Origin of the sequence: Pseudomonas sp. Y24-6 (assembly GCF_020295325.1) — a bacterium.
Taxonomy (GTDB): Bacteria; Pseudomonadota; Gammaproteobacteria; order Pseudomonadales; family Pseudomonadaceae; genus Aquipseudomonas; species Aquipseudomonas gregormendelii.
This window is the reverse complement of the sequence record NZ_JACBXG010000002.1, coordinates 530335-555057: the sequence shown is the minus strand read 5'-3', so window position 1 is coordinate 555057 and position 24723 is coordinate 530335. Positions and strand designations below refer to the sequence as shown.

The following is a 24723-nucleotide window of genomic DNA, read 5'->3' as shown; positions in this document are numbered from 1 at the left end:
TGAATGGGAATGGGGTGGCACTGCTCCCCCAGCGCGCGTTTATTCAACATTTGCCGACTTGAGCCAACTCTTCATCGAGCAAGCTGCGAAAGGGCTGGTGCTGCAATCACCATTGGCCAATGCGGTACGCAGTTTGCCGGTATCGGCTTGCAGGATGTAACGCACACCATCGCGGTAATGGGAATTGTCTCCGAAGCCGCCTTGGGTCATTTCATCCAGGGCCTCCTCCTTGCTCCATCCCTGGATGACGACTCGATACATCGCCGCCATCAAACCGGTACGATCGGAGCCATGCTTGCAGTGCATCAGCACAGGTCCCTTGCTTTCTGCATCGCGGATAGTTCGAAGCGCCTTCAATACATCTGCATCATCGACGTGATTAGTCCGATACGGCAGTTGTACCTGGGTGACTCCAGGTGACGACAACCAGCCCAAATCTGGCTCGGGCAGGAAGTTAATGACCGTGGCTACCTTGAGCCGTCCCAGTAGGGGCAGTGCCTCTCGATCTGGCAACGCGCTGCGGTATAGCGTCGGGGTCATCTGAAACAGGTTGTACCGAATTTCCACCGGTTGCGCCCATTCTTCCGGACGCGTCGACCCCGTGTCTTCGGCATGAGCGTACGAGCAACCGAAAATGGCGGCCAGCAAGCATAAAAGTGCAGCAGGTGAAAAACCGGGTGGGAACATGCTCGAACGACCATGGGCAGATGTGGATAATTGACCACAGTTTCACTGCCGACCAGTCAATGATATGTGAGGCATTTGTCAAAGAACCGTGAATGAAAAACAACGGCGCAAAGATTCGCGCCGAAAGTCAGCGAACCCGCTCGACAAGTATTCGTTTTATAAAGTTAGAACAGCGTAATGCTTACATCAGGGGTTAACGATTTTTGAATACGCTTTAGCCAATGCCAGAAGAATGGCCTTATCCTGCGGATCAAAATCGCCGTCGCCATCCAGATCGCAGTGGGCTGGGCCCATGGTGAAGGTTACCGCGCCATCGTTCGATACGGCTTCACGATGAATGCACTTCAAGAGATAGTCGACTCTATCGCCATTAACGGGATGATAGCCCTCCTCTTTTGTCGCGAACTGCATGGACACCCGAACTTCCATCGGACTTACGACTGAAGGCCTCAGCAATTGAAGAAAGATGCCGCGCTGGTTGTAGAAAGACATTTATTAAATCCTTTTAATAATTGGGGCATGAACACTTTCCGTGAACCAGGAGCATACTGACAGTGCTGCTGATCACGCCAGCCGCGATATATTTCTCAAGATGACCTGAACCACTCAATCATGGGCAGGCGCCCAATGGCACTGGCCGAACGCGCCATCGCCATATACTGTATGGGCATACAGTCTAAGAGGCGCTTTCGATGGCTACTTCACTTCCGCCGCGTGGCCGGGGCACCGCCACCAACCCGCACAATCGTTTTGCGCCGAATCGTTCGGTCGCCGAGGACGACGGTTGGTACCAGGAAGTACCGCTCACCCAAGGCACGGAAGTACGCTTCGAAACGGCGAAGACCATCATCACCCGTAACACCTCGCCAGACCTGCCCTTCGATCGCTCGATCAACCCTTACCGCGGGTGTGAACACGGTTGCATTTACTGCTATGCCCGGCCCAGCCATGCGTATTGGGACATGTCGCCCGGACTCGATTTCGAAACCCGGCTGATCGCCAAGACCAATGCCGCCGACGTGCTGGAAGAACAGCTGTCACGACGGGGCTATCAGTGTGCGCCCATCAACCTGGGCTCCAACACCGACCCGTACCAGCCGATCGAACGCGAACACGGGATTACCCGAAAAACCCTTGAAGTTTTGCTGCGCTACCGCCATCCGGTCACCATCATCACCAAGGGTTCGCTGATTCTTCGAGACCTGGACCTGTTGACCGAACTCGCCCGGCAGCGGCTGGTGGCGGTGATGATCAGCCTGACCACGCTGGACGATGAGCTCAAGCGCATTCTCGAGCCCCGCGCAGCAGCACCGAAGGCCCGGCTGCGGGCAATCCGTGTGATGCGTGACGCCGGTATTCCTGTAGGGGTGCTGTGTTCGCCGATGATTCCAATGATCAACGACAGCGAACTCGAAAGCCTGCTCACCGAAGCGCAGGCAGCCGGTGCCCAGAGTGCCGCCTACATGATGTTGCGCCTGCCTCTGGAGGTGGCACCGCTATTCGAGGAATGGCTGGCCGCGCATTATCCTCAGCGGGCTGCGCATGTATTGAGCCTGATCCGCCAAAGCCGTGGGGGGGAGCTGTACGACAGTCGATTCGGCGCTCGAATGCGCGGCGAAGGCCCCTTTGCCGACTTGCTGGCGCAGCGCTTCGCCAAGACCATCAAACGCCTGGGGCTCAATCGTCGGGAAGGTTTTGATCTGGACTGCAGTGCCTTCTGTCCCCCGGGTCGCCAAATGTCGCTGATTTAGGGAGAATTAGCCTATTGTTGAAGCGGGACAAAGCATCTGGCCACCACACCAGTCACGTTTTTTGTGACCTGGAACACATGTTCTAGAGCGGTTGATTCAGTTTGAGTTAAGTTTCGCGGGCTACCTTGTTCATCGAGTGACTGACGGGTCGAGATTTCTTGGCCTGGATGTTTTTAACAGCCACTGGCTTCACATCGGACAACACGGGACAATTCCCCGACTCCGCCCAAGAGGATGAATTTATGAGTGACAAGGATAAACAGCCGCTGGCTGCGTCGGCTTCCGCCCAACCCGAAGCGGAGTCTGCCGATGCAGCGCTGCAGCATATCGTTGATGGCTTCTTGCATTTTCATCACGACGTCTTCCCCCAGCAGGAAGAACTCTTCAAAAAGCTCGCGACGGCACAGAGTCCCCGGGCAATGTTCATCGCTTGCGCCGACTCGCGCATCGTTCCTGAACTGATTACTCAAAGCGCGCCCGGCGATCTGTTTGTGACCCGTAACGTAGGCAACGTCGTGCCACCTTATGGGCAAATGAACGGCGGCGTTTCCACTGCCATCGAATATGCGGTGCTGGCGCTGGGTGTGCAGCACATCATCATCTGCGGACATTCCGACTGCGGCGCCATGCGCGCAGTGCTGAACCCCGACAGCCTGGAGAAAATGCCGACGGTCAAAGCCTGGCTGCGGCACGCAGAAGTTGCGAAAACCATGGTCCATGAGAACTGCAACTGCGCCGACGAAAACGAAAGCATGCATGTCCTCACTGAAGAGAACGTGATCGCGCAACTCCAGCACCTGCGCACGCACCCATCCGTGGCTTCGCGCATGGCCAACGGCCAACTGTTCATCCATGGCTGGGTCTACAACATCGAAACCAGTGAAATAAAAGCTTACGACGCGGACAAAGGTTGTTTCCTGCCATTGGATGGCAGCCATCCGATCCCGGTGGCGACGCCCAAAGCGCGCTTCTAACGCCTCCTAAACCCCCTGTGTAGCAAAGCCGAGGCCGCTGAATAAGCAGCCTGGCTTTGCCACGCCTGAAGAAATGTCGGGAGAATCAACATGCGTGCTGCGCAACTCAAAGCTGCACTGCCGCGGGAGCTGCTGGCTTCGGTGGTCGTATTTCTGGTGGCCCTGCCCTTGTGCATGGGCATCGCCATCGCTTCCGGCCTGCCACCCGCCAAAGGCCTGATCACCGGGATCATCGGCGGCCTGGTTGTAGGCTGGCTCGCCGGCTCCCCCTTGCAAGTCAGTGGTCCTGCCGCCGGGCTTGCGGTACTCGTCTTCGAACTCGTGCGTCAGCATGGCATTGCCATGCTGGGGCCGATCCTGCTGTTAGCGGGTTTTCTGCAACTGGTGGCCGGCCGGTTGAAACTGGGCTGCTGGTTTCGGGTGACGGCACCCGCCGTGGTCTACGGCATGCTCGCAGGCATTGGCGTGCTGATCGTGTTGTCACAAGTGCATGTGATGCTCGACGCCGTGCCCAAACCATCCGGCCTGGACAACCTGTCCGCCTTCCCCGCAGCCGTTGCGCAAGCTTTGCCATCGGTTGGCTGGCAGGCTGGCTTGCTCGGCCTGGGGACGATTGCAGTGATGTGGCTGTGGGAAAAATTTCGTCCGCATTCCCTGCGCTTCATACCTGGCGCCTTGCTCGGCGTAGGGCTGGCAACCGGGGCCAGCCTGGTGTTGGCCTTGCAGGTCAAACGAGTGGAAGTCCCTGCTAACCTCGCGGAAGCGATCGACTGGCTGAAGCCGGCGGACTTGCTGAACCTGGCCGACCCCACCCTGCTGATCGCCGCGTTTGCCGTGGCATTTATCGCCAGCGCCGAAACCTTGCTCTCCGCCGCCGCCGTCGACCGCATGCACAGTGGCCAGCGCTCTGACTTCGATCGGGAGCTGTCTGCCCAAGGTGTGGGCAACATGCTCTGCGGCCTGCTGGGTGCGTTGCCAATGACCGGCGTGATCGTGCGCAGCTCGGCCAACGTGCAAGCCGGCGCGACCACGCGACTGTCGACGGTTTTCCACGGGCTGTGGTTGCTGGCTTTCGTCCTGTTGCTCTCCAGTGTGCTGCAGAGCATTCCGGTAGCGAGCCTGGCGGGCGTTCTGGTTTACACCGGGTTCAAACTGGTCGACCTCAAGGCGTTTCGCGGCTTGGGGCGTTACGGCAGGATGCCGATGTTCACCTACGCGGCGACCGCATTGGCGATTGTCTTCACCGACCTGCTGACTGGCGTGTTGATCGGCTTTGGCCTGACGCTGGCGAAGCTGGCGTGGAAAGCTTCGCGCTTGAAGATCAGCCTGATCGACCTGCCTGCCGATGGCGAGATGGAGTTGCGCCTGAGCGGTGCCGCGACCTTTCTGAAGGTACCGGCGCTGACGCAGGTGCTGGGGACTATTCCGCCGGGCGCGACTGTGCACGTGCCGCTCAATAACCTGAGCTACATCGATCACTCGTGCCTGGAACTACTTGAAGAGTGGGGACGAGCGAATGCGGCGAAGGGTTCGAAGCTGCTGATCGAGGCCCGTGGGTTGAAGCGCAGGCTGGAAGGGCGTTTACGGACCACTACTGGCGTAGGGTCTGCAGGGGTCTAAAGCAAAAGATCGCAGCCTTCGGCAGCTCCTACATTGGACCTGTGTGCATTCCGTAGGGGCTGCCGGAGGCTGCGATCTTTCAAGTATTACGGTTAAGCCGCCGGCTGATCCAGGTCCAGGCCCACGCCTAACCGGCGCGACATGCATGGCCAGCGTTTCCACGCAGCGCCCGTGTCCGGGCTGCTGAGCTTCTCGCGATAGGCTTCAACCGACTCCAGCGCAAAACTCTGGTCGTCGAGCATTTCGTCAAGCGCGTGATGCACGGCCTCGTCCAGCTGGTTGGCAAATTCCTCACCGATCAACTGGTGGGCGATCAGGTTGGCAACAGTCATGTCCAATGGGATCAAGGGCTGGCCAAGATGCTTGATGTACAGGTCATTGACCTCTTCGACAAAGCGATGCGCCAGGTAGGCTTCATCCAGCAGGCTGTCGAGCCCGATGTGGCCGGCCATGATGGCGGGCGGCTGGAGGAAATACTGCTCGGCGATTTTCAACACCGGTGTGATCTGCGACTGGATACCCGCTTCCTTGGCCACTTCGTTGGCTGCATCCAGCAGGTCAGGCACCTCGTCAATGTAGGCGGCAACAAAACGAGTGAGCACACCCTTGGCGTCCGTCTCCGGCAGCTGGATGGACGGGTGCAGATGTGGCAGTTTGCTTTCCAGCTGACGCGTCAGCAAGCCAGTCTCGGCTTCGTGCTGTTGGGCTTTTTGGATCTGCTCGCGCAATGCGGCGGTGTTCATGAAAACTCCAGGAAACAAGGCAAAGAAATAGGGAAGACATAACTTAGCTGGCGCAGGAAAATTCTTCAGACGCATTTGTCATAATTATTTCACCCTTAAGACATCAAAGTTATATCCATTTGCCACCACTCGTCTGCATCCTTCTCCATTCGTGCCCTTGAGCGCAAGTGCGTCCTGTCCCAGTTCATTTACCCCATCGCATTGCGAGGTCTCAGTCGCTGTCTATACTCGGGTTGGAATGGAGTTAGCTGATGACGCCCGACTGCACACGCAGCAAGGCCCGGCAATCAAGTTCGTAGTCTGAAAAGCCGCTCCCTTGCCACTGGTGAAAGCCGGCGGGATAACAAGAACGATAAGGGGAACCCGCAATGATGCGACATCCACACGTCTGGATGGGCCTCCTGTTGTGGTCGATTTTCAGTCAGGCGCAAGCGGCCTGGACTGTGAATATGGCGCCTGGAGCGACTGAAATCAGTCACGCAGTATTTGACCTGCACATGACCATTTTCTGGATCTGTGTAGTGATCGGCATCATCGTCTTCGGCGCCATGTTCTGGTCGATGATCCTCCACCGCCGCTCAACCGGGCAGGTGGCCGCAAAATTTCATGAAAGTACGACCGTAGAAATCCTCTGGACCATCGTGCCCTTCCTGATCCTGGTGGCCATGGCGGTTCCCGCGACTGCAACCCTGATCAAGATGTACGACACCAGTGAGCCGGATATCGATATCCAGGTCACCGGTTATCAGTGGAAGTGGCATTACAAATACCTGGGCCAGGACGTCGAGTTCTTCAGCAACCTGGCCACCCCCGCCGAGCAGATCCACAACAAGGAAACCAAGGGCGAGCACTATTTGCTCGAAGTCGACAAGCCGCTGGTGCTGCCGATTGGCGCCAAGGTGCGTTTCCTGGTGACCTCCGCCGACGTTATCCACTCCTGGTGGGTGCCCGCCTTTGCGGTCAAGCGCGATGCCATTCCGGGTTTCGTCAACGAAGCCTGGACCCGTATCGACAAGCCCGGCATCTACCGCGGCCAATGCGCCGAGCTGTGCGGCAAGGACCACGGTTTCATGCCGATCGTGGTCGAGGTGAAGGAAAAGGCCGACTACGAAAAATGGCTGGGCGAACGCAAGGCTGAAGCGGCGCAGCTCAAGGAGCTGACCAGCAAGGAATGGACGCTCGATGAACTCAAGGAACGCGGCGACAAGGTCTATCACACCGCGTGCGTAGCCTGTCACCAGGCCGAAGGCCAGGGCCTGCCGCCAATGTTCCCGGCACTCAAAGGTTCGAAAATCGCCACCGGACCGAAAGAAGGGCACTTGGGCATTGTCTTCCATGGCAAACCAGGCACCGCCATGGCAGCGTTCGGCAAGCAGCTCTCGGAAGTCGACATCGCAGCAGTCGTGACTTACGAGCGTAACGCCTGGGGCAACAATAAAGGCGACATGGTCACGCCAAAAGAAGTGCTGGAGCTGAAACAGGCGGAAAGCAAATGACCCGGTCTATTGCGTACCCAAGGAACCGGTCGGGGCAGCGTGCCCCGGCCTGCCCAGCCCATCTGTTTGCAGGAGACACGCCATGAGCGCCGTCATCGATGACCATGGTCATGCCGACCACGCCCACGGCCCCGCCAAAGGCCTGATGCGCTGGGTGCTGACCACTAACCACAAGGACATCGGCACACTGTACCTGTGGTTCGCGTTTTCCATGTTCCTGCTCGGTGGTTCGTTCGCGATGGTGATTCGCGCCGAACTGTTCCAGCCGGGCCTGCAGATCGTCCAGCCGGAATTCTTCAACCAGATGACCACCATGCACGGCCTGGTGATGGTCTTCGGTGCGGTGATGCCGGCATTTGTCGGGCTGGCCAACTGGATGATCCCGCTGATGATCGGCGCGCCGGACATGGCGCTGCCGCGGATGAACAACTTCAGCTTCTGGCTATTGCCAGCTGCGTTCATCCTGCTGGTATCGACCCTGTTCACGCCCGGCGGCGGACCTAACTTCGGCTGGACGTTCTACGCCCCGCTGTCGACAACTTATGCACCGGAAAGCGTGACCTTCTTCATCTTCGCCATCCACCTGATGGGGATCAGCTCGATCATGGGCGCGATCAATGTGATCGCCACCATCCTCAACCTGCGCGCCCCTGGCATGACGTTGATGAAAATGCCGCTGTTCGTCTGGACCTGGCTGATCACCGCGTTCCTGCTGATTGCGGTGATGCCGGTGCTGGCCGGTTGCGTGACGATGATGCTGATGGACATCCACTTCGGCACCAGCTTCTTCAGTGCGGCCGGGGGCGGTGATCCGGTGTTGTTCCAGCACGTGTTCTGGTTCTTCGGGCATCCCGAGGTATACATCATGATTCTGCCGGCCTTCGGTGCCGTCAGCTCGATCATCCCGACCTTTTCACGCAAGCCCCTGTTCGGTTACACCTCGATGGTCTACGCCACGGCGAGCATCGCGTTCCTGTCGTTCATCGTCTGGGCGCACCACATGTTCGTGGTCGGCATTCCGCTGGTCGGCGAGTTGTTCTTCATGTACGCCACGCTGCTGATCGCGGTACCGACCGGGGTCAAGGTGTTCAACTGGGCCAGCACCATGTGGCAAGGCTCGCTGACCTTCGAGACGCCGATGTTGTTCGCCGTGGCGTTCGTGATCCTGTTCTCCATTGGCGGCTTCTCCGGCTTGATGCTGGCCATCGCTCCGGCGGACTTCCAGTACCAGGACACCTACTTCGTGGTTGCGCATTTCCACTACGTGCTGGTGCCAGGGGCGATCTTCGGGATCTTCGCCTCGGCTTATTACTGGCTGCCGAAATGGACCGGCCACATGTATGACGAAACCCTCGGCAAGCTGCACTTCTGGCTCTCGTTCATCGGCATGAACATGGCCTTCTTCCCAATGCACTTCGTGGGGCTGGCAGGCATGCCGCGGCGGATTCCGGACTACAACCTGCAGTTCGCCGACTTCAACATGGTGTCGTCGATTGGTGCATTCATGTTCGGCACCACTCAGCTGTTCTTCCTGTTCATCGTGATCAAGACGATTCGCGGCGGCCCACCCGCACCGGCCAAGCCATGGGATGGCGCGGAGGGCCTGGAGTGGAGCATCCCGTCACCGGCGCCTTATCACACCTTCACCACACCGCCGGAAGTGAAATGAACACCCTCGGCCTTGCGCGAATTCCTGTGGGAGCTGGCTTGCCAGCTCCCACAGGGGTCTCGGTATGGAGTTGGAATCATGGCTGACTCGATTTCGATGAAAAAACTGGTCACCCGCCTGCTGATGGTGGTGGTGGCAATGTTCGTCTTCGGGTTTGCCCTGGTGCCCATCTACGACGTGATGTGCAAGGCATTCGGCATCAATGGCAAAACTTCCGGACAGTACGAAGGTGAACAGACGGTGGATCTGTCTCGCCAGGTACGCGTGCAGTTCCTGTCGACCAACTCCGCCGACATGTCCTGGGACTTCTATCCCAAGCACGATGAGTTGACCGCCAACCCCGGTGCGGTGAACGAGATGATTTTCATCGCCCACAACCCTACCGATCGCCCGATGAGCGCCCAGGCCGTGCCCAGCATCGCGCCCAGCGCTGCGGCAGCGTACTTCCACAAAACCGAATGTTTCTGCTTTACCCAGCAAGTGCTGCAGCCCGGTGAACGGATCGAGATGCCGGTACGTTTCATTGTTGACCGTGACATGCCCAAGGATGTGAAGCACCTGACGCTGTCCTACACGCTGTTCGATATCACCGCCCGACATCCCCCGGTAGCTGTAAACACTGGCGGCTGAGCGTGCCCGATAAGGAGAACAATAAATGGCAACTCATGAGCACTATTACGTACCTTCCCAGAGCAAGTGGCCGATCATCGCCACGGTCGGCATGTTCGTCACCGTGTTCGGCCTGGCCACCTGGTTCAACGACCTGAAAGCTGCGCGCCCGGAATCCCACGGCCCGCTGATCTTTTTCGTCGGCGGCCTGCTGGTGGCGTACATGCTGTTCGGCTGGTTCGGTACGGTGATCAAGGAAAGTCGCAGCGGCTTGTACAGCGCGCAGATGGACCGTTCATTTCGTTGGGGCATGAGCTGGTTCATCTTTTCGGAGGTGATGTTTTTCATCGCCTTCTTCGGTGCACTGTTCTATGTACGGCAAGTCTCGGGTCCCGCGCTCGGCGGAGAAGGCGCCAAAGGCATAGCTCACATGCTCTGGCCCAACTTTGAGTTCGTCTGGCCGTTGCTGAACAACCCTGACTCGAAACTGTTTCCGCCACCCAAAGACGTCATCAGCCCATGGGGCCTGCCGTTGCTCAATACGGTGTTGTTGGTGAGTTCCAGCGTGACCGTCACCATCGCCCACCACGCCTTGAAGAAGGGCCATCGCGGCGCGCTGAAAATCTGGCTGGCGATTACCGTGCTGCTGGGCTGCGCGTTCCTCTTTTTCCAGGCTGAAGAATACATCCACGCTTACAAGGAACTGGGCCTGACACTGGGTTCGGGCATCTACGGCGCGACGTTCTTCATGCTCACCGGATTCCACGGCGCCCACGTGACCATGGGCACGATAATCCTGTTCGTGATGCTGATGCGGGTGATGCGCGGGCACTTCGACAACGAGCATCAGTTCGGCTTCGAAGCGGCGAGCTGGTATTGGCACTTCGTGGACGTGGTGTGGATCGGTTTGTTCGTCTTCGTCTACGTACTTTGAGGCATCACCAAGGCGCGTGAGACACCAGCTGGCCGCTGAAGAATCCCCAGGCGATCAAGCCGACGGTGATGGCGGCCAGGGCTACACGAACACTCAAGGCAATGACGAGACGGTTCGAGCTGCTGTCGTCCTTGACCAGAAAAAACAGGCCGCTGAACAGGCTGACAACCGTGGCAATCAGCATCAGGACGATGGCTGCTTTGAGCATGGTGAGACTCCAGGGGAAATGCGATGCACTTGAGTATAGCTATCGCGACTATCGACATTCTGGCGACGTCATGAAGCGCTTCCGGCCAGGTATCGTGCCGAGTTTGGTGGTGGCCTTGTTGCTGCCACTGCTGGTCTCGCTCGGTTTCTGGCAACTGAATCGCGGCGCGGAAAAAAGCGCGCTGCTGAACAGTTATGCCGAGCGCCGGGTGGCGCAACCAATGGCCAGCACTGCATTACAGCACACTGAGGATCCTGCCTTCCGCCGGGTCGTGCTGCGTGGCCAGTTCGATGCCGCGCACAGCCTGCTGCTGGATAACCGCCAACGGGACGGCAAGGTCGGGGTCGAGTTGCTGCAGCCGTTTCAGGATCAAGCCAGCGGCCAATGGCTGCTGGTCAATCGCGGTTGGCTGCCCTGGCCGGACCGGCGCATCCCCGCGCAATTCACCACGCCAGGCGAAGTATTGAACCTCACCGCCTGGGTCTACGTTGCTCCGGGCGTTACTTTCCAGCTTCACGCCGACCCGGCCACCACCACCTGGCCGCAACTGGTGACAGCGGTTGAGCCGGCGAAGCTCTGGGCAGCATTGGAGCGTGATGGTTTCCCTTACGAATTACGTGCAGAACCGGGTCCCGGGACCTACCAGGCCGATTGGCCGGTGGTCGCCATGGGGCCAGAAAAACACATCGCTTATGCCGTGCAGTGGTTCGCCATGTCGATCGCCCTGCTCGGCCTGTTCATCTACCTCGGCTGGCACAACGCAAAGGAGAAACACCATGGGAGCGGCCATGAATCCACCCAGCATGTCTGAAGCGAAGTCGCCGGCAAGTCGGCGCAAAGGCCGTTTGCAGCTGCTGCTGATTCTGCTTGGAGTGATCGGTCCGATGATCCTCGCCACCGGCATGTACAAACTGCAGTTCTGGGTGCCGGAGGGGCGCAGCTATCACGGCGAACTCATCGGCAATGGCCAGACCCGCGCCGACCTTGGCGTGCAGGCTCAGGAGCAACGCTGGCAAATACTGGTGACTGCACCCAAAGACTGCTCGGTTGACTGCCAGCAGCTGGTGTACCTGGCGCGCCAGGTGCAGATCGGCCTCTCCCGCGATGCATCACGGGCCAGTCACGCCCTGGCCGCCGCGCAGCCGCTCAACAGCGAGTACGAAGCCAAGCTCGCCCGCGAATACCCACAACTGCAACGTTATCCCATGGACCTGACCACGTTCAGCAAGACCACTGGTGACCACGCCGTGCCGCAGCTGTGGATCATCGACCCCCACGGCAATCTGGTGCTGCGCTACGACCCGACCGTCAAGGGCAAGGACCTGCTCAACGACCTGCGCCACCTGCTGAAACTGTCGAACATCGGATAAGGGCATCGTCATGGCCAAACCTGGATTTCGCCTCGCGCTGTTTGCCACCCTGCTGGCACTGATAGTGGTGTTGCTCGGCGCCTATACCCGCCTGACCCACGCCGGCCTTGGCTGTCCGGACTGGCCGGGCTGCTATGGCTTCATCAGCGTGCCAAAAAGCGAGGCCCAGCTGGCCCATGCCGAATTGCATTTCCCCGACACGCCCGTCGAAGCCCATAAAGGCTGGAACGAGATGATCCATCGGTACTTTGCCGGCACCCTTGGGCTGCTGATTGCCGTACTGGCCGGCCGTGCGTGGGTGCATCGTCGGCACCCGGGGCAACCGGTGAAGTTGCCGTTGTTTTTGTTGGCCGTGGTGATCGCCCAGGCCGCGTTTGGCATGTGGACCGTGACGCTCAAGCTCTGGCCGCAAGTGGTCACGGGGCATCTACTCGGCGGCTTTGCCACCTTGAGCCTGTTGTTTCTCCTGACCTTGCGCCTGTCCGGGGTTTTGCCGGCACTGACCGTGCCACGACGCCTGCAGCACTGGGCAACCGCTGGTTTGCTGCTGGTGATCGGGCAGATCGCCCTTGGAGGCTGGGTCAGTTCGAACTATGCCGCCGTAGCCTGCATCGACTTCCCGACCTGCCACGGGCAATGGCTGCCGCCGGCTGATTTTGCCAACGGCTTTCACCTCACACAACACATCGGCCCGAACTACCTGGGTGGACAACTGGACAGCGATGCCCGCACCGCGATTCACCTGACCCACCGAATCGGCGCGTTGCTGGTAACCCTTGTATTGCTCGGCCTGGCGTGGCAACTCAAGATCGTCGGCATGACCCGGCTGGCGGGGCTGGTGCTGGTCGCGCTCGCCGCCCAGATCACCCTGGGCATCAGCAACGTGCTGTTCCACCTGCCATTGCCGGTGGCCGTCGCGCATAACGCCGGCGGCGCAGCACTGCTGCTGACGTTGGTGCTGGTCAATTATCACGCGCGAACCAGCCTGGTTCGGGTCAAACAGCAATTCCCTGCACGCTGGCGGTTCAGCCCGCGTAAACATTCAGCCGGGCCCATAACAATAAAAGGAGAGATGCCATGGCGACTCTGATCGGCGAACGTCACAGTCAGGCGATCTGGCGTGATTATCTGGAGCTGACCAAGCCGAAAGTGGTGGTGCTGATGCTGATCACCTCACTGGTCGGCATGTTCCTCGCGACCCGCGCCGGGGTGCCCTGGACGGTGCTGATCTTCGGTAACCTGGGGATTGCGTTGTGTGCCGGCGGCGCGGCGGCGGTCAACCATGTGGTGGATCGGCGCATTGATGCAGTCATGGCCCGCACACACAAACGGCCCCTGGCCGAAGGAAGGGTTTCACCGGCCGCCGCGCTGACCTTTGCCCTGGTGCTGGCCGTGCTCGGCCAGGCCCTGCTGTTGACGTTCACCAACCCGTTGACCGCCTGGCTGACCCTGGCCTCCCTGCTGGGCTACGCGGTGGTCTACACCGGTTTCCTCAAGCGCGCGACTCCACAAAACATCGTCATCGGCGGATTGGCCGGTGCCGCGCCTCCGCTGCTTGGCTGGACCGCTGCAACCGGCCATATCAGCGCCGAACCGCTGCTGCTAGTCCTGATCATATTCGCCTGGACCCCGCCGCACTTCTGGGCGCTGGCGATACACCGCAAGGAGGAATACGCCAAGGCCGACATCCCGATGCTGCCCGTGACCCACGGCGAGCACTACACCAAGGTGCACATCCTGCTTTACACCTTCGCGTTGCTGGCCGTCAGCCTGATGCCTTACGTGATCCACATGAGCGGCCTGCTCTACCTGGCCTGCGCGCTCGTCCTGGGCGCGAGGTTTCTGCAATGGGCCGTGGTGTTGTACCGTGGCACTCGGCCGCACGCGGCGATCAACACCTTCAAGTACTCTATCTGGTACTTGTTCCTGCTGTTTATCGCGCTGCTCGTAGACCACTACTTACTGTTGAACCTATGACTCGAACCCAGAAAACCGTATTCATCCTCGTCGCCCTGATCGCGCTTGTGCTGGGCCTGACCATCAATAAAGTGCTGTCTGGCAAAGGCCAGGGGGACCCGACAGAGTTGATCGACGCCGGCATCATCCTGCTGCCGCAAAGCCGCAACCTGCCGGATCTGACCATGACCGACCAGGATGGCAAGCCGGTGGCGGTCGACGAGTTGAAAGACAAATGGTCACTGCTGTTCTTCGGCTACACCTTCTGCCCGGACATCTGCCCGACCACCCTCGCCCAACTGCGCCAGATCAAGAGTGAGTTGCCGGCGGACGTGGTGGACAAGCTGCAGATCATCCTGGTCAGTGTCGACCCCAATCGCGACACGCCCAAGCAGCTCAAGCAGTACCTGGGCTACTTCGACCCGCAGTTCATCGGCTTGACGCCGACCTCGATCGCCGACCTGCAAAAATTCGCCAATGCGGTGAGCATCCCGTTCATCCCGGCAGATACCACCAAGCCAAACTACACGGTGGATCACAGCGGCAACCTGGCGGTGATTGGCCCGGATGGAACGCAGCGCGGGTTTATTCGGGCGCCGTTGAATAATGTGAAGCTGGTGGCGCAGTTGCCAGTGATGCTCAAACGCCAATAGTTTTTTTCAGGCACAAAAAAAGATCGCAGCCTGCGGCAGCTCCTACGTAATCGGGTCGATACCGATGCTTGTGCAGGCGCTGACGAAGGCTGCGATCTTTTGCTTTTGGCCGCTAGATCAGAACGCTGGCAATACCGCGCCTTTGTACTTCTCCAGGATGAAAGCTTTGACTTCCGGGCTGTGCAGGGCCGCGACCAGTTTCTTCATGTCTTCGCTGTCCTTGTCGTCCGGACGGGCCACCAGAATGTTCACGTAGGGCGAGTCGTTGCCTTCGATGACCAGCGCGTCCTTGGACGGATCGAGCTTGGCCTCCAGCGCGTAGTTGGTGTTGATCAGCGCCAGGTCGACCTGGGTCAGCACGCGCGGGATGGTCGCCGCTTCCAGTTCGCGGAATTTCAGGTCCTTGGAATTCTCGGTGATGTCCTTGACGCTCGACAGGATGTTGTTCGAATCCTTCAACTTGATCAGCCCAGCCTTCTGCAGCAGCAACAGGGCGCGACCGCCATTGGTGGCGTCGTTGGGGATTACCACGTTGGCGCCGCCTGGCAAGTCGGCCAGGGTTTTGTATTTGCTGGAATAGGCGCCCAGTGGTTCCAGGTGCACGCCGGCAATGGCGACCAGGTTGGTGCCCTTGGCCTTGTTGAACTCATCCAGGTATGGCTGGTGCTGGAAGAAGTTGGCGTCCAGGCGCTTCTCGGCCACTTGCACGTTGGGCTGGACATAGTCGGTGAATACCTTGACCTTCAGGTCCACGCCGTCCTTGGCCAAGGCTGGCTTGATGAATTCGAGAATCTCTGCGTGCGGGACTGGCGTGGCGGCAACGGTCAGGGTGTCCGCCTGGGCAGAGAACGCAGCAACGGCGGCGAATGCGACAAGTAGTTTTTTCATTCAGCTAACTCCATGTGAGGCGCCAGTTATGCGGCGCCTGCCAGCGAATGGCCGGCTCATTTGCAAAAAGACGAGAGTATTTATTTGCGGGAAAAATGCACAACCAATTTGTCACCAACGGTTTGCAGCACCTGGACCAGCACCAACAGCAACACCACAGTCACCACCATCACATCGGTCTGGAAACGTTGATAGCCGAAACGGATCGCCAGGTCACCCAGGCCGCCAGCGCCGACGACACCGGCCATTGCCGTGTAGGACACCAGTGTAATCGCTGTCACTGTAATCGCTGCGAAGATGCCCGGACGGGCTTCCGGCAGAAGGGCATTGGTGATGATCTGCCGAGTGGTCGCACCCATGGCCTGGGTCGCCTCGATGATGCCGCGATCCACTTCACGCAAGGCGGTTTCCACCAGTCGCGCGAAAAACGGCGTGGCGCCCACGACCAGCGGCGGAATCGCACCGCCTACACCCAGGGAGGTGCCGGTGATCAGCACTGTGAAAGGAATCATCACGATCAACAGGATGATGAAGGGCAGCGAACGCAGGATATTCACCACCAGCGACAGCAGGGCGTACAGCCCCTTGGCTTCGAGCAGTTGACGCGGGCTGCACAGGAACAGCAGCACACCCAGGGGCAGGCCCAACAGCACGGTGAACAGCAGCGAACCGCCGAGCATCAGCAGCGTGTCGCCAGTGGCCAGCCAGATTTCGAACCAGTCGATGTTGGAGAAGAAACTTGTCAGGGCTTCCATTAGCGCAGCACCTCCATGTGAACGTCAGCCGCGGTGAAGCGGGCAAATGCCGCCTCCATGTCGCCACCGGTGACGGCCAGAGTGAGTTGCCCATAAGGGACGTCTTTGATGCGGTCGATGCGGCCGGCGAGGATGCTGTAGTCCACACCCGTTTCGCGAGCGACAGTACCCAGTAAAGGCGCATAGGTCGCTTCGCCCTGGAATGTCAGACGCACGATGCGGCCTGGGACATGAGCGAAGTCGTCGCGTTGTTCACTTTCATCGATCTGCTCGTCTTCCTGCACAAAGCGCTTGGTCGTCGGGTGCTTGGGATGCAGGAACACATCGGCAACCGAGCCCTGCTCGACGATCACACCAGCGTCCATTACCGCCACCTGGTCGCAGACCCGACGAATCACGTCCATTTCGTGAGTAATCAGCACGATGGTCAGCTTCAACTCGCGATTGATCTCAGCCAGCAACTGCAGGACCGACGCAGTGGTTTGCGGGTCCAGGGCGCTGGTGGCCTCGTCGCACAACAGGATTTTCGGCTTGGTGGCCAGGGCGCGGGCGATGCCAACGCGCTGCTTCTGCCCACCAGACAACTGAGCCGGGTATTTTTTGGCGTGATCGGACAGCCCGACCCGCGCCAGCAATTCGGCCACGCGCTGGTCGATCTCGCTGCGCGACAGCTCGCCGGCCAGAGTCAGGGGCAGCGCGACGTTATCGGCCACGGTCTTGGAGGCCAGCAGATTGAAGTGCTGGAAAATCATCCCGACCTGTTGGCGGAAGCGTCGCAGGCTGCTGGCGTCGAGCGCAGTGACTTCTTCGCCGTCGACGAAGATCTTGCCGCCAGTGGAATTCTCCAGCCGATTGATCAGGCGCAGCAGAGTACTTTTGCCCGCACCGGAGTGGCCGATCAGGCCAAACACCTGGCCGTTCTCAATCGTCAGACTGGTCGGGTGCAGGGCGGGAATTTCCTTACCGGCGACGCGGTAGGTTTTATGGACGTTTTGAAACTCGATCACGTAGCGAACCTTGTGGGGCGCGTTGGAAAAGGATCAGCGGTTAGCCGGGCGCGCATTTTAGCCTGTCCGTATAGAGGTTCTTAGCATTTATTTCGCATTCAACCAGCGATTTGGCAATAACGCGATCAAAGGTCAGAAAAAAGGAACGGCTGAAACAGTCACCAGTCATTTATTAGGCAGCTCGAGAATCGCCAGGTGCCGTGCCTGGAACATTGCTCACAAGTCCGGCTAGGACGAGATCGCAACGAGGAGTTTACGACTGATGAGTACCAAGAAACCTGCCACACCTAAAAGCGAACTGGCCGGGACCGATACCCTGGACCGCAGCAATACCAATACCAAGCTCGATAGCCTGGAAACATTCCGCTCCGACGCCACAGGCCAGGCCTTGCGCACCAATCAGGGCGTAAAGGTTTCGGACAATCAGAACACGTTGAAGGTCGGCGCGCGCGGGCCCTCGCTGCTTGAAGACTTCATCATGCGTGAAAAAATCACGCACTTTGACCACGAGCGTATTCCCGAGCGTATCGTCCACGCCCGCGGCACCGGTGCTCATGGATACTTCCAGGCCTACGAAAACCATGCGGCATTGACCAAGGCCGGTTTCCTCCAGGACCCGGGCAAGAAAACCCCGGTATTCACCCGCTTCTCCACGGTGCAGGGCCCTCGCGGCTCGGGCGATACCGTGCGCGATGTGCGCGGTTTTGCCGTGAAGTTTTTCACCGACGAAGGCAACTTCGATCTGGTGGGCAACAACATGCCGGTGTTTTTCATCCAGGATGCGATCAAGTTTCCCGACTTCGTCCACGCCGTGAAACCTGAGCCCCACAACGAAATCCCTACTGGCGGCTCTGCCCACGATACCTTCTGGGACTTTGTTTCGCTGGTCCCGGAGTCGGCGCACATGGTGATCTGGGCCATGTCCGACCGCGCGATTCCCAAGAGCCTGCGCAGCATGCAGGGTTTTGGCGTGCACACCTTCCGGCTGATCAACGCCGAAGGCAAATCGCGCTTCGTCAAATTCCACTGGCGCCCTTCCAACGGCACCTGCTCGCTGGTTTGGGATGAAGCACAGAAGCTCGCCGGCAAAGACACCGACTTCCACCGTCGAGATCTGTGGGAAGCGATCGAGATGGGCGATTACCCGGAATGGGAATTGGGCGTGCAAATTGTCGAAGAGGAAAACGAACACTCCTTCGACTTCGACATTCTCGACCCGACCAAGATCATCCCCGAGGAAATCGTGCCTATCACGCCACTGGGCAAAATGGTGCTGAACCGCAACCCGGATAACTTCTTCGCCGAAACCGAACAGGTCGCGTTCTGCCCGGGGCACATCGTGCCAGGCATCGATTTCTCCAATGACCCGCTGCTGCAAGGCCGGCTGTTTTCTTACACCGACACGCAGATCAGCCGTCTTGGCGGCCCCAACTTCCACGAAATCCCGATCAACCGTCCGGTCGCACCGTTCCACAACGGCCAGCGCGACGCGCTGCACCGCACCACGATCGACAAGGGCCGTGCGGCCTACGAGCCTAACTCCATCGACGGCGGCTGGCCGAAAGAGACGCCGCCGGCGGCACAGGACGGTGGTTTCGAGTCCTATCCCGAGCGCATCGACGCCAACAAGATCCGCCAGCGCAGCGAGTCCTTCAGCGACCACTTCTCCCAGGCGCGGCTGTTCTTCCACAGCATGAGCAAGCACGAGCAGGAACACATCATTGCGGCCTACAGCTTCGAGCTGGGTAAAGTCGAACGTGAGTTCATTCGTGCCCGTCAGGTGAACGAGATCCTCGCCAACATTGATCTTGAACTGGCCGCACGCGTAGCCGCTAACCTCGGTTTGCCGGCACCCAAGGCCGGCACGGTCGATGTGCCGAAGACTTCGCTGGATCGCTCACCCGCGCTCAGCCAGGCCAACCTTCTGCCCGGCAACATCAAAAGCCGCAAGGTGGCGATTCTGGCGGCCAACGGTGTCGATGGCGCAGCGATTGATGCGCTGAAAAAAGCGCTGGCAGCCGAAGGGGCGCACGCCAAGCTGCTGGGGCCGACTTCGGCACCCGTGAAGACCGCTGACGGCAAGACACTGCCGGTGGATGCGTCGATGGAAGGGTTGCCGTCAGTGGCGTTTGACGCGGTGTTCGTGCCCGGTGGCGCAGCCTCGATCAAGGCCTTGAGCACCGATGGGGTGGCGCTGCATTACGTGCTGGAAGCCTACAAGCATCTGAAGGCGATCGCCTTGCACGGCGAAGCCAAGCAGTTGCTGGACGTGCTGAAGCTAGAGGCGGATGCGGGATTGATCGTGGGAGCGGATACGAAGCTGTTCAAACCGTTTATTGCAGCGATCGGGCAACATCGGGTCTGGGATCGTGAGCCGAAAGCCAAGGCGGTTCCGGCTTAATATTTGTTGCGTTAGTAAGGATGCCATCGCGGGCAAGCCTTGCTCCCACAGGGTTAACGGCTGAACACACATGCTGTGATCAGCGCTAACCACTGTGGGAGCGAGCTTGCTCGCGATGCTTTTAAGGTTTACGCGGAATCAAAACCATCTGCGCAGGAATATTGCGCAGAATCTGCTTCTTGAGCTTCAGATCAAACTCCGAATCAAGCTTCTTCACCCGCTTGGTCAATAAAGTCGCCAACCACGGATAATCCTGGGTACGCGGCGCTTGAATGCTCACTGCGCACTCGTAATTCACCACATCGGCAGCGATCGCGTCCAATTGGCGGCGCAACTTGGCCATATCTGTCAGGTTTAGCGCCACCGTGGTGCTTTCGGCCGTGGGGTCGATGACTTTGGCTGCAGGCTTGGCTTCGGCCGCCATGAGCGCCGCTTCCGCTTTATCCAGTTCGGCCTTGCGTGCATTAACGATGGCATTATTGACCCCGCCGGTCAGCGCGGGCGCCTTGGGCATCAGCGCCCGAGCCCGGCTGAGGGCCGTGGCGGCAGCATTCACATCACCTTTTTGCAGCACAATGCGGCTGCGCAGCAGATAAGCCTCGGCCAATTGACGCTGGTACTGCTCGAGCGATTGGTCATTCGGGGCCTCGGCCTGCAAGGCAGCCAGTTGCCCTTCGGCAGTCGCCAGCTCACTGCTGGCGAGGCTTTGTTCCAGTTGCGCGACAGCCGCAGCTCGCGCATCAGTGACCTCGGGGGTCGCCGGTGGCGTACTTTGGCAAGCGCCCAGCAGCATGGAAAATGCGACAAGGAGCAGATAACGGGAGGTGAACGGCTTCATTCCTGCGACTCTCTATTTGCGCAAAAAACGAGCAAGTCTACACCCCTCGACGGGGCAGGACAAAACTCAGCAGAAACAGCCCGGCCGCCGTCACCACAATCGACGGGCCCGCCGGAGTGTCCTTGAACCAGGACAACGCCAGGCCGCCACACACGGCGAGCATGCCCAGCAGGCTCGCGCCCACTGCCATCTGCTCCGGCGAGCGAGCGTGACGCTGCGCTGCCGCCGCCGGAATGATCAGCAGCGAAGTGATCAGCAACACCCCGACTATTTTCATCGCGACCGCAATGACAACGGCAATCAGCAGCATCAAGGTCAGGCGCAGAGATGCCACCGGCAACCCCTCAACCTTGGCCAATTCCTCGTGCACAGTGATGGCCAGCAAAGGTCGCCACATCGCCAACAGCACTACAAGAGCCGCCGCACTTCCGCCGAGAATCCAGGCCAGATCGCCGGGACTGATGGCGAGCAGGTCGCCAAACAGATAGGCCATCAGGTCTATCCGCACTTCATGCATGAAGCTTAGTACCACCAGGCCCAATGAGAGGGTGCTTGGTGCAAGAATCCCCAATAGCGTGTCCGACGCCAGTGGTTGGCGTTGCTGCAAGGTCACCAGCAGCACCGCGAGCAACAGACAGCCCACGGTGACGGCAATGGCAGGACTGACATCCAGCAGGAAACCCAAGGCTACCCCGAGCAGGGCGGCATGAGACAGGGTGTCGCCAAAGTAGGCCATGCGCCGCCACACCACAAACGAACCCAGCGGCCCCGCCACCAGCGCCAGGGCCAGGCCTGCAAGCAGGGCGTAGAGCAGAAAATCAGCCATGCTTGCAGCTATCTCCATGAACATGGGTAGAGGCCGGTGAGGCCGTACTGACCACCGAACCATGCAGGTCATGGGCATGGTCATGGTGGTGGTGGTAGATCGCCAGGCTTTGCGCGTTCTTGCCGAACAACTCGACAAACGCCGGATCGCCACTGACTTGCTCGGGGTGCCCGGAACAGCACACGTGGCGATTCAGGCACACCACCTGATCGGTCGTGCTCATCACCAGGTGCAGGTCGTGAGACACCATCAGGACGCCGCAGCCGTGGCGGTCGCGCAAGCGGGTGATCAGGCTGTAGAGCTCGGCTTGACCCGCCACGTCCACGCCCTGTACCGGTTCATCAAGCACTAGCAGTTCAGGTTCGCGCAACAGCGCGCGGGCCAGCAGCACACGCTGCATTTCGCCGCCGGAAACACTTTGCACCGGGCTGTCGATCACCTGCTCGGCACCGACTTCCTTCAAAGCAGCCAGGGCCCGGGCACGGTCTACACCCGGCACCAGGCGCAGAAAACGCAGCACCGAGAGCGGCAGCGTCGGGTCGACGTGAAGTTTTTGCGGCATGTAGCCAACCCGCAGCTTCGGCTTGCGCCAGACACTGCCACTGTCAGGTTTCAACAGACCAAGAACGGCCCGGACCAAGGTCGTCTTACCCGCACCGTTGGGACCGATCAGGGTAACGATCTGCCCGGGTTCGACGCCAAGTTCGATGTTATCGAGGACGTTTTGCCCAGCGAAGGTTACGGTAACCTGCTCAAGACGGATCAGCGCGTTGCTCATCAAGCCCCCTGGCAACCCGAGCACAGCCCGACGACCTCAACGGTCTGGCCTTCAACCACAAACCCGACATCACTGGCGCTGTCGATGATCGCGTCGCTGATGGACTTCTGTTCAAGCTCGATAGCTGCGTGACACTCCCGGCAAATCAGGAACTGGCCCTGATGCGCATGTTCGGGATGGTTGCAGCCGATGAAAGCGTTGAGTGACGAGATCCGGTGCACCAGGCCGTTTTCCAGCAGGAAATCCAGGGCCCGGTATACGGTAGGCGGCGCGGCTCGTCGGCCGTCCTGTTCGCTGAGCACCGCAAGAATGTCGTATGCCCCCAGCGGCTTGTGGCTTTGCCACACCAGTTCCAGCACCCGACGGCGCAAGGCTGTCAGGCGCAGGCCTTGACGCGCGCACAGGGCGTCAGCCTCCGACAGAGCGCTGTGGACGCAATGAGAGTGGTCATGGGGACGGCTGGCTATCGGTGTTTTTGGCATGAGCGGCGACGAGTTTTGTGAGAGACGTTATTATGTTACCCCTTCTCGCCTCTTCGAGTGGTCATTGTGTCCCGACTTTTTTCTTTCTTTGTTACATTTCTCGCCAGTTTGATCATGATGGCCAGTGCCCATGCCGAGGTGCGGGTGTTGACCAGCATTAAGCCTCTGCAACTGATCGCTGCAGCCGTCCAGGACGGCGTGGCGATTCCGGAAGTGCTCCTGCCGCCGGGCGCCTCTCCGCACAATTATGCCCTGCGCCCATCCGATGTACGAAAGGTGCAGGCCGTTGATCTCGTCTACTGGATCGGCCCCGATATGGAAGGCTTTTTGCCTCGCGTGCTGAAAGGTCGCACGCTGCCCAGCGTCGCTGTGCAGGACCTGCCGGGTCTGAAATTGCGCCATTTTGGCCAAGACAGTCATTCTCATGCCGAGGAAGCGGACGAGCATGATCATGATCATCGTCCGGGCAGCCTGGATGCGCATCTGTGGTTGTCCCCGGTCAACGCCCGGGTAATCGCCACAAAAATGGCCGCCGACCTCAGCGCTGCGGACACCGCCAACGCTGCGCGTTACGAGAGCAACCTCAAGGCCTTCGATGAGCGTCTGGATGCACTGGACCTGCGTTTGAAAAAGCGCCTGGCAGCCATCGCCGACAAACCGTACTTCGTGTTCCACGAGGCCTTCGACTACTTCGAGGACGCTTACGGCCTCAAGCACGCGGGTGTGTTCAGCGTTGCCGCCGAAGTGCAACCGGGTGCCCAGCACGTTGCCGCCATGCGCACGCGACTGCAGGAAGTCGGCAAGACCTGCGTGTTCAGCGAACCTCCACTACGCCCGCGCCTGGCGGAAACCCTGGTGGCTGGACTCCCGGTTAAACTGGCAGAGCTGGATGCGCTGGGCGGATACACGCCAGCGACCGCCCAGGGCTATGAGCAGGTGCTGGAGAAGTTGGGCAATGATCTGGCGGGGTGCCTGGAGTCACTGTAAGCAACACCACACCCTGTAGGAGTGAGCTTGCTCGCGAAGAAATCTGCAGCAATGTGGGGTGCCAGGCACCCCGCGTTATCGTTGACGACCCTCGCGAGCAAGCGCTCCTACACATAATGGGGTTACAGGGCAAACGGCAGCGGCGTACTCACCTTCTGCCGCTGCGCCAGCCGGCGCTGAAACTCCATCGGATCGTGAATCAACACATCCTGGCCGGCAAACGACTCGGCGGCGATCAACCGCGACAGCCAGAACCGCACGCACGCCACCCGCAGCATGGTGGGCCACAACTCGGCCTCCGCCGCGGTGAAGGGACGCAAGCCAGCATAAGCTCCCAATAGCGCCCGGGCCCGCGGCCCATCAATGGTTCCGTCTTCGTCCGAACACCAGTCATTCAAGGCGATCGCGACGTCGTACAGCATCGGCCCGGAGCAGGCGTTGTAGAAGTCGATCAATCCGGTCAGGTGCGTGCCTTCGAACATCGCATTATCGCGAAACAGGTCAGCGTGGATATTCGCCCTTGGCAGCGCCAGAATTTTCGTCTTCTCCCGGTTGATTTCGTCCAGCGCGCGCTGCAGCAACTCGTTCTGCTCGGCATCCAGGTGCGAAAGAAACTGCGTGCCCTCCTCCCGCATCCAGTCCAGGCCGCGATCGGTCTTGCGCTTGATCATATTGGCCTGGGTGGCCAGGTGAAGGTGGCCGAGCAGCTCACCGACCTGAGCGCAATGCTGCGCGTTGGCCTCCTTGATGTGCTTGCCCGCCAGGCGCGGCTGCAACAATGCAGGTTTGCCGGCCAGCTCACGCAGGGCCACGCCATCGGTGGTGCGCAAGGCATAGGGCACGGGCAGGTCGGCAGCGTGCAGCACGTCCAGCAGCTCAATGAAGAACGGCATTTCCTGCACCGGCCCACGCTCAACCAGGGTCAGGACGAACTCGCCCTGCTCCAGGCTGATGAAGAAATTGGTATTTTCGCTACCGGCGGCGATCCCCTGGAAATCAAGCAGGCGGCCGAGCCCGTATGGGGCGAGAAAGGTTTCCAGCTCGGGCCGAGCCAGGGGGGTGAACACAGACATGTTTTAACTGCCAGTACG

The 24723-nt window shown here is 59.6% G+C and carries 26 protein-coding genes; 14 read left to right on the top strand and 12 right to left on the bottom strand.

Translation table 11 applies throughout. The features are described from left to right. Nucleotides 1–39: 39 nt before the first annotated feature. Both HYI44_RS06280 and HYI44_RS06275 read right to left on the bottom strand, forming a co-directional pair. The gene (locus tag HYI44_RS06280) at nt 40–687 is read right to left on the bottom strand and encodes a tyrosine-protein phosphatase (RefSeq protein ID WP_225568974.1); all 648 of its coding nucleotides are present in this window, start codon (nt 685–687) and stop codon (nt 40–42) included. Nucleotides 688–873: 186 nt separating this feature from the next. Further along, a complete protein-coding gene (locus HYI44_RS06275) occupies nt 874–1179 on the bottom strand; it encodes a hypothetical protein (protein ID WP_225568973.1) in 306 nt (101 codons plus the stop codon). A 200-nt stretch (nt 1180–1379) separates the two neighbouring features. Between HYI44_RS06275 and HYI44_RS06270 the strand changes: the two genes are divergently transcribed. The 3 genes from HYI44_RS06270 (at nt 1380) to HYI44_RS06260 (ending at nt 5032) form a co-directional block, all read left to right on the top strand. Then, on the top strand, nt 1380–2438 hold the full coding sequence (locus HYI44_RS06270; RefSeq protein WP_225568972.1) for a PA0069 family radical SAM protein: 1059 nt from the start codon (nt 1380–1382) through the stop codon (nt 2436–2438). A 242-nt stretch (nt 2439–2680) separates the two neighbouring features. After that, entirely contained in the window at nt 2681–3412 is a 732-nt protein-coding gene (locus HYI44_RS06265; RefSeq protein ID WP_045059094.1) for a carbonic anhydrase, read from the top strand. A gap of 90 nt (nt 3413–3502) precedes the next feature. Beyond that, complete coding sequence (locus HYI44_RS06260) at nt 3503–5032, top strand: SulP family inorganic anion transporter (RefSeq protein WP_122840863.1); 1530 nt, start codon at nt 3503–3505, stop codon at nt 5030–5032. Nucleotides 5033–5124: 92 nt separating this feature from the next. On the opposite strand, the gene HYI44_RS06255 is transcribed toward HYI44_RS06260, so the two are convergent. Beyond that, nucleotides 5125–5775, bottom strand: coding sequence for a hypothetical protein (locus HYI44_RS06255; protein ID WP_225568971.1), 651 nt, complete (start codon nt 5773–5775; stop codon nt 5125–5127). A gap of 368 nt (nt 5776–6143) precedes the next feature. Between HYI44_RS06255 and coxB the strand changes: the two genes are divergently transcribed. From coxB to HYI44_RS06235, 4 genes are all read left to right on the top strand, one after another. After that, nucleotides 6144–7271 (top strand): cytochrome c oxidase subunit II, encoded by a 1128-nt coding sequence (coxB, locus tag HYI44_RS06250; RefSeq protein ID WP_225568970.1) that lies wholly within the window; start codon nt 6144–6146, stop codon nt 7269–7271. An 82-nt stretch (nt 7272–7353) separates the two neighbouring features. Next, nucleotides 7354–8940, top strand: a complete 1587-nt coding sequence (gene ctaD, locus HYI44_RS06245; RefSeq protein WP_034149470.1) for a cytochrome c oxidase subunit I — start codon at nt 7354–7356, stop codon at nt 8938–8940. Between the two features lie 78 nt (nt 8941–9018). Further along, complete coding sequence (locus HYI44_RS06240; RefSeq protein WP_045059099.1) at nt 9019–9570, top strand: cytochrome c oxidase assembly protein; 552 nt, start codon at nt 9019–9021, stop codon at nt 9568–9570. 25 nt (nt 9571–9595) lie between these two features. Continuing rightward, nucleotides 9596–10483, top strand: a complete 888-nt coding sequence (locus tag HYI44_RS06235) for a cytochrome c oxidase subunit 3 (RefSeq protein ID WP_122840866.1) — start codon at nt 9596–9598, stop codon at nt 10481–10483. Between the two features lie 4 nt (nt 10484–10487). On the opposite strand, the gene HYI44_RS06230 is transcribed toward HYI44_RS06235, so the two are convergent. Next, nucleotides 10488–10691, bottom strand: a complete 204-nt coding sequence (locus HYI44_RS06230) for a twin transmembrane helix small protein (RefSeq protein WP_008064738.1) — start codon at nt 10689–10691, stop codon at nt 10488–10490. Between the two features lie 70 nt (nt 10692–10761). Here HYI44_RS06230 and HYI44_RS06225 point away from each other — a divergent pair, with 70 nt between their 5' ends. Genes HYI44_RS06225 through HYI44_RS06205 form a run of 5 tightly spaced genes read left to right on the top strand, consistent with a single transcriptional unit; the run spans nt 10762 to nt 14670 of the window. Then, entirely contained in the window at nt 10762–11502 is a 741-nt protein-coding gene (locus tag HYI44_RS06225; protein WP_225568969.1) for an SURF1 family protein, read from the top strand. Beyond that, nucleotides 11468–12061, top strand: coding sequence for a hypothetical protein (locus HYI44_RS06220; protein WP_122841276.1), 594 nt, complete (start codon nt 11468–11470; stop codon nt 12059–12061). Before HYI44_RS06225 ends, HYI44_RS06220 begins: the two co-directional genes overlap by 35 nt. Nucleotides 12062–12071: 10 nt before the next feature. Continuing rightward, nucleotides 12072–13151: a COX15/CtaA family protein gene (locus tag HYI44_RS06215; RefSeq protein WP_225568968.1), complete on the top strand. Its 1080-nt coding sequence runs from the start codon at nt 12072–12074 to the stop codon at nt 13149–13151. After that, complete coding sequence (gene cyoE / locus HYI44_RS06210) at nt 13139–14038, top strand: heme o synthase (protein WP_225568967.1); 900 nt, start codon at nt 13139–13141, stop codon at nt 14036–14038. Before HYI44_RS06215 ends, cyoE begins: the two co-directional genes overlap by 13 nt. Continuing rightward, entirely contained in the window at nt 14035–14670 is a 636-nt protein-coding gene (locus HYI44_RS06205; RefSeq protein ID WP_045059104.1) for an SCO family protein, read from the top strand. Before cyoE ends, HYI44_RS06205 begins: the two co-directional genes overlap by 4 nt. Before the next feature lie 117 nt (nt 14671–14787). Here HYI44_RS06205 and HYI44_RS06200 read toward each other — a convergent pair whose 3' ends face one another. From HYI44_RS06200 to HYI44_RS06190, 3 genes are all read right to left on the bottom strand, one after another. Then, nucleotides 14788–15558, bottom strand: a complete 771-nt coding sequence (locus tag HYI44_RS06200) for a MetQ/NlpA family ABC transporter substrate-binding protein (RefSeq protein ID WP_225568966.1) — start codon at nt 15556–15558, stop codon at nt 14788–14790. 80 nt (nt 15559–15638) lie between these two features. Continuing rightward, nucleotides 15639–16313 carry a methionine ABC transporter permease gene (locus tag HYI44_RS06195; RefSeq protein WP_045059106.1) on the bottom strand — a complete coding sequence of 225 codons (675 nt, stop codon included), beginning with the start codon at nt 16311–16313 and terminating at the stop codon, nt 15639–15641. Further along, entirely contained in the window at nt 16313–17320 is a 1008-nt protein-coding gene (locus HYI44_RS06190; protein WP_225568965.1) for a methionine ABC transporter ATP-binding protein, read from the bottom strand. The genes HYI44_RS06195 and HYI44_RS06190 overlap by 1 nt, the downstream gene beginning before the upstream one ends. A gap of 262 nt (nt 17321–17582) precedes the next feature. Between HYI44_RS06190 and katE the strand changes: the two genes are divergently transcribed. Beyond that, on the top strand, nt 17583–19721 hold the full coding sequence (gene katE, locus HYI44_RS06185) for a catalase HPII (protein WP_225568964.1): 2139 nt from the start codon (nt 17583–17585) through the stop codon (nt 19719–19721). A gap of 121 nt (nt 19722–19842) precedes the next feature. Here the strand turns inward: katE and HYI44_RS06180 are convergent, their stop codons facing one another. From HYI44_RS06180 to zur, 4 genes are read right to left on the bottom strand one after another with little or no spacing between them, the layout of a single operon-like run. Beyond that, nucleotides 19843–20559 carry a PA5502 family lipoprotein gene (locus HYI44_RS06180; protein WP_122840873.1) on the bottom strand — a complete coding sequence of 239 codons (717 nt, stop codon included), beginning with the start codon at nt 20557–20559 and terminating at the stop codon, nt 19843–19845. A gap of 37 nt (nt 20560–20596) precedes the next feature. Further along, a complete protein-coding gene (znuB, locus tag HYI44_RS06175) occupies nt 20597–21385 on the bottom strand; it encodes a zinc ABC transporter permease subunit ZnuB (protein WP_225568963.1) in 789 nt (262 codons plus the stop codon). Beyond that, nucleotides 21378–22163, bottom strand: coding sequence for a zinc ABC transporter ATP-binding protein ZnuC (gene znuC / locus HYI44_RS06170; protein ID WP_122840875.1), 786 nt, complete (start codon nt 22161–22163; stop codon nt 21378–21380). The genes znuB and znuC overlap by 8 nt, the downstream gene beginning before the upstream one ends. After that, nucleotides 22163–22645 (bottom strand): zinc uptake transcriptional repressor Zur, encoded by a 483-nt coding sequence (gene zur, locus HYI44_RS06165; RefSeq protein WP_045059112.1) that lies wholly within the window; start codon nt 22643–22645, stop codon nt 22163–22165. The genes znuC and zur overlap by 1 nt, the downstream gene beginning before the upstream one ends. Nucleotides 22646–22711: 66 nt before the next feature. Between zur and HYI44_RS06160 the strand changes: the two genes are divergently transcribed. Further along, a complete protein-coding gene (locus HYI44_RS06160) occupies nt 22712–23632 on the top strand; it encodes a zinc ABC transporter substrate-binding protein (protein ID WP_225568962.1) in 921 nt (306 codons plus the stop codon). Nucleotides 23633–23754: 122 nt separating this feature from the next. Here HYI44_RS06160 and HYI44_RS06155 read toward each other — a convergent pair whose 3' ends face one another. Further along, on the bottom strand, nt 23755–24705 hold the full coding sequence (locus tag HYI44_RS06155) for a homoserine kinase (RefSeq protein ID WP_225568961.1): 951 nt from the start codon (nt 24703–24705) through the stop codon (nt 23755–23757). Nucleotides 24706–24723: the final 18 nt, after the last annotated feature.